Origin of the sequence: Limnofasciculus baicalensis BBK-W-15, assembly GCF_024178385.1 — a bacterium.
Taxonomy (GTDB): Bacteria; Cyanobacteriota; Cyanobacteriia; order Cyanobacteriales; family Coleofasciculaceae; genus Limnofasciculus; species Limnofasciculus baicalensis.
The window spans coordinates 1-4089 of record NZ_JAMZMM010000461.1 but is presented as its reverse complement, the minus strand read 5'-3'; the positions used below and the strand labels follow the sequence as shown (position 1 = coordinate 4089).

2 protein-coding genes are annotated in these 4089 nt (G+C 43.1%); one reads left to right on the top strand and one right to left on the bottom strand.

Annotation, left to right across the window (positions count from 1 at the left end):
* The coding region (thiO, locus tag NJ959_RS30375) for a glycine oxidase ThiO (RefSeq protein ID WP_305069168.1) at positions 1-1607 on the top strand (1607 nt) is incomplete at its 5' end.
* Positions 1608-1817: 210 nt separating this feature from the next.
* On the opposite strand, the gene NJ959_RS26520 is transcribed toward thiO, so the two are convergent.
* The coding region (locus NJ959_RS26520; RefSeq protein ID WP_254014760.1) for a COR domain-containing protein at positions 1818-4089 on the bottom strand (2272 nt) is incomplete at its 5' end.

Below are 4089 nucleotides of genomic sequence, written 5' to 3'. Positions count from 1 at the left end.
CAATTAATTTATATCAGCCTGGATTAGGTACTGATGTAGTAGGAGGTTGGTGGTATCCTGAAGATGGTCAGGTAGATAACCGGGGACTGATTCAGGCACTGCGGCAAGCAGTCAGAGATTTGGGTGTTACCCTCAAAGAAGGGGTGACAGTTGAAGGAATTGAACAGGAAAATCGGGTTATTCGCCGGGTGAGAACTTCTGCTGGCGAATTTCAGGCTAACCATTATATTCTGGCAACGGGTGCTTGGGCAAATGAATTATTGCCCCTGCCAATCTATCCGAAAAAAGGTCAGATGGTGTCGGTACAAGTGCCAAATAGTAATAATCATCAACCCTTACCTCTGCAACGGGTACTATTTGGTAATGAAATCTATCTGGTTCCCCGTCGGGATGGGCGATTAATTATTGGGGCGACGAGTGAGGATGTGGGATGGCAACCCGATAATACTCCAGCAGGTATACAATCGCTATTGGCTAGAGCAATTAGACTATATCCCATATTACAGGATTGGTCAATTCAGGAGTGTTGGTGGGGATTTAGACCAACAACGCCAGATGAGTTACCCATTCTCGGTACAAGTCCTTGTCAAAATCTTACCTTAGCTACGGGTCATTATCGCAATGGGATTTTATTAGCACCGATAACCGGATTATTGATAGCAGATTTGATTGAAGCGAAAAAGTCCGATTCGCTCCTGGAACATTTTGGCTACGAGAGGTTTTACAATCGATCTGCCCCTGCCAAGACAAATATAATGATTACTAGTATTATCAATCCTATATCGCCACAATCCTCAGCCTTGACAGAAGAATCCCCAACTGACAAACTGATCATTGCTGGGCGTACATTTCACTCTCGCTTGATGACGGGTACGGGTAAATATCGTACCATTACAGAAATGCAGGAGAGTATTGCGGCTAGTGGCAGTCAGATAGTTACTGTGGCAGTGCGACGAGTCCAAACGAAAGCACCTGGGCATGAAGGTTTAGCAGAAGCCCTGGATTGGACTAAACTTTGGATGTTGCCCAATACTGCTGGTTGTCAGACGGCAGAGGAAGCTATTCGCGTGGCACGGTTAGGTAGGGAAATGGCAAAATTATTAGGGCAAGAAGATAATAATTTTGTTAAATTGGAAGTAATTCCCGATTCTAAGTATTTATTACCAGATCCCATTGGCACGTTGCAAGCAGCAGAACAATTGGTGAAAGAAGGTTTTGCCGTATTACCTTATATTAATGCAGATCCATTATTGGCGAAACGATTAGAAGAGGTGGGGTGTGTAACGGTGATGCCTCTGGGTTCGCCTATTGGCTCTGGACAAGGTATCAAAAATGCTGCTAATATTTCAATTATTATTGAGGAAGCTAAAGTACCAGTGGTAGTGGATGCGGGAATCGGTACGCCGAGTGAGGCTGCATACGCGATGGAGTTGGGAGCAGATGTGTTATTAATTAATAGTGCGATCGCATTAGCTAAAAATCCAGTATCAATGGGTAGGGCGATGGGGATGGCAACTGAAGCAGGGCGTTTGGCTTATTTGGCGGGACGAATGCCTGTGAAAAGTTATGCTAGTGCTAGTTCTCCCCTTACTGGTACGATTAGTTAATATTACTCAGATGCTTGCACTATTCTCAATAACAGTAGGGTGGGCAGTCCCCTCCAACGTAATCATAAGTTTTTCACCTGATATTGGGGACTGCCCACTACATCCCCAGCACTATTCTCAATAACAGTAGGGTGGGCAGTCCCCTCCAACGTAATCATAAGTTTTTCACCTGATATTGGGGACTGCCCACCCTACATCCCCAGGCGAGCGCTACTTCGTCTTTTGCCAATCTTCTAAAGCAGCAATCGCAAAACTAGCTAGAGGATGATTCAAAAATTGACCAATTGCCGCAACTCCGCCAGCTTTACTGGCACTGAGAATACGTCCACCTAAATTAGGATTAGCATCTATTTGTTTGACAATTTCACCTGCAAATTCGACTTTGGCAACCATGGAGTCTGTATTATGGGTTGTGGAGAGTTGTTCCATTAATTCTTGAATTTCTTTAGCTGCTTCGGCTAGGGATTGTTTGTCTGTATCGTTATAGTTATTAACGATATTATTACCGTGAATATCACCAACACTCCCTTGAAGTGAGTTAATGCTACCGATTTTACTGCCTTCAACTCTATCGCCGTGCCATATTTTATCGTTACTCATCTCTTGCTCCTGTTTGTTGTTATTATAAATTGGGGTATTTACAGAAATATTTACTGTGGGATTTGCTGGTGCATCTCTCGGTTTTAACTCGCGCCTATATCTACCCCTATAACCTCGCCCAGGTTTCCCCATAAAACCCTCACCATAATCTCCAGGGAATTCAGGATTATCGGAATATTCGCTAATTACCCCATCGATTAATCCTCTCACATTCACATCTTCAGCACTTTCGTAACATTCGATAGTGGGACGATGTTTATCAATATAATTATATAGGCGATTGAGGGGAAAAGAATAAGGATTTTGGCTAGGCTTACAAACTTGGCAGTTACAGGGAATCAGAGTATCATAGTTGAGTCCATCAAAGCTATCGTGAATTTCCATAAATTTACGGTCAATAATAGTCAGTAAATCGCGGGTACGATTCCCGGAAACGCGGATAATTATTTCTTTTTTATGGTAATATTCGATAATTTCAGCACGGGCACCATTATCTTTGAGGATTACCCCTGTTTTCCATACTAAGGCATTTTCTGGCTCGGAGACATTTTCAATTTCCTTGTGCATTTCCACAATAAAGCGGGTGAGGATGCCTTTGGGCATGAAGCCATTGTATTTATAGCGCAAGATTAAGTTATTTTCAGTATGCCATTGATATGTGGGAGATTCCGAGGAAAGGAGATGCGGGGCAATATATTCACCTTGGCGGCGGGGAATTTCATAGCAAACTTTGAATTCTTTCATTAATTGCAGGAGTTGGTGGCGCATATCGGCGTATTCGTCGGCTTGCCAAATATCTTTTAAATCTTTATCGTTAAATTGTCCCAAATTTTGTTTAACTTTTTTGTGATCGAGAATTTTGTATACTGCGGTGGTTCCCCAGTTGGGTTTGAGGATGAGGCGATGGCAGAGAATGGGGTCATTTTGGAAATGCAAGCAAATACCTAAATCGTGCAAAAATTGGCTGAGTTGGCACATTTCATCCCGGTTAGTAATACCGTGGCGGCGACAGGTATTTTGGTATTCTGAGTATTCTATATAATTACGTCCATCGTTTTCTAAAGTATAGCGGACAGCGAACCATTTGTTGGGGAAAGGTATCCCATTGGGGATGAGTTTTTCTAGTTGGTGTTGGAGTTCGCTTTGTAATTCAGTTAAACCGCGATTAGTGGCAAGATTGATAGGTAAAGTATCGCGAAGGTTGGCAAATTCACCCCGTAGTTGGTTGAGGTTGAGGTTGCAGGTTCGATCTTGTTTTTCGTTCTGAATGAGGATAACTGGGCTATTCTTACTGAGAAGTTGGATAATTTGCAGCCAAAAATAATGGTCTGTATCTTCTTTGCGGCTATCGGCGACGAGGAGGTAAAGGGAACGTTCCGTGAGGAAAAATTGATGGGTTTGGTGATATATTTCTTGTCCGCCAAAGTCCCAAATATTAATCCGATATTGTTTGCCGTTGGCTGTGGTGAATTCCCATTTTAATATATCGATTCCTTCGGTGGAGGTATCTTCGGTTTCGGGTTTGAGTTGGTATTCGGGGTTGAGGATTTTGTTAGCGAGGCTGGTTTTTCCGGAACCTCCTTCGCCGACGAGGAGGAGTTTTGCTTCGTAGAGGGTTTGGGTTTCTTCTGGATTGCGGGTGGTGAAGTAGTAATTGAGAATAGATTGTGGATTTCCTGGCTCCCAGCCATTCTCTCCCCATCCTTGTCGTAGTGTTTCCGGAGGAATGGAGAGGGGATTATTTTCTAAGTGCAATATGGTTAATTTTCTTAAGTTTGTTAATGTGTGAGGTAGTTCACTTATCTGGTTTCCCCAGAGGTAAAGCTTTGTCAGATTGGTGAGTTGTGCCAGGGATTCTGGTATCTCTTTTATCTGATTTCTC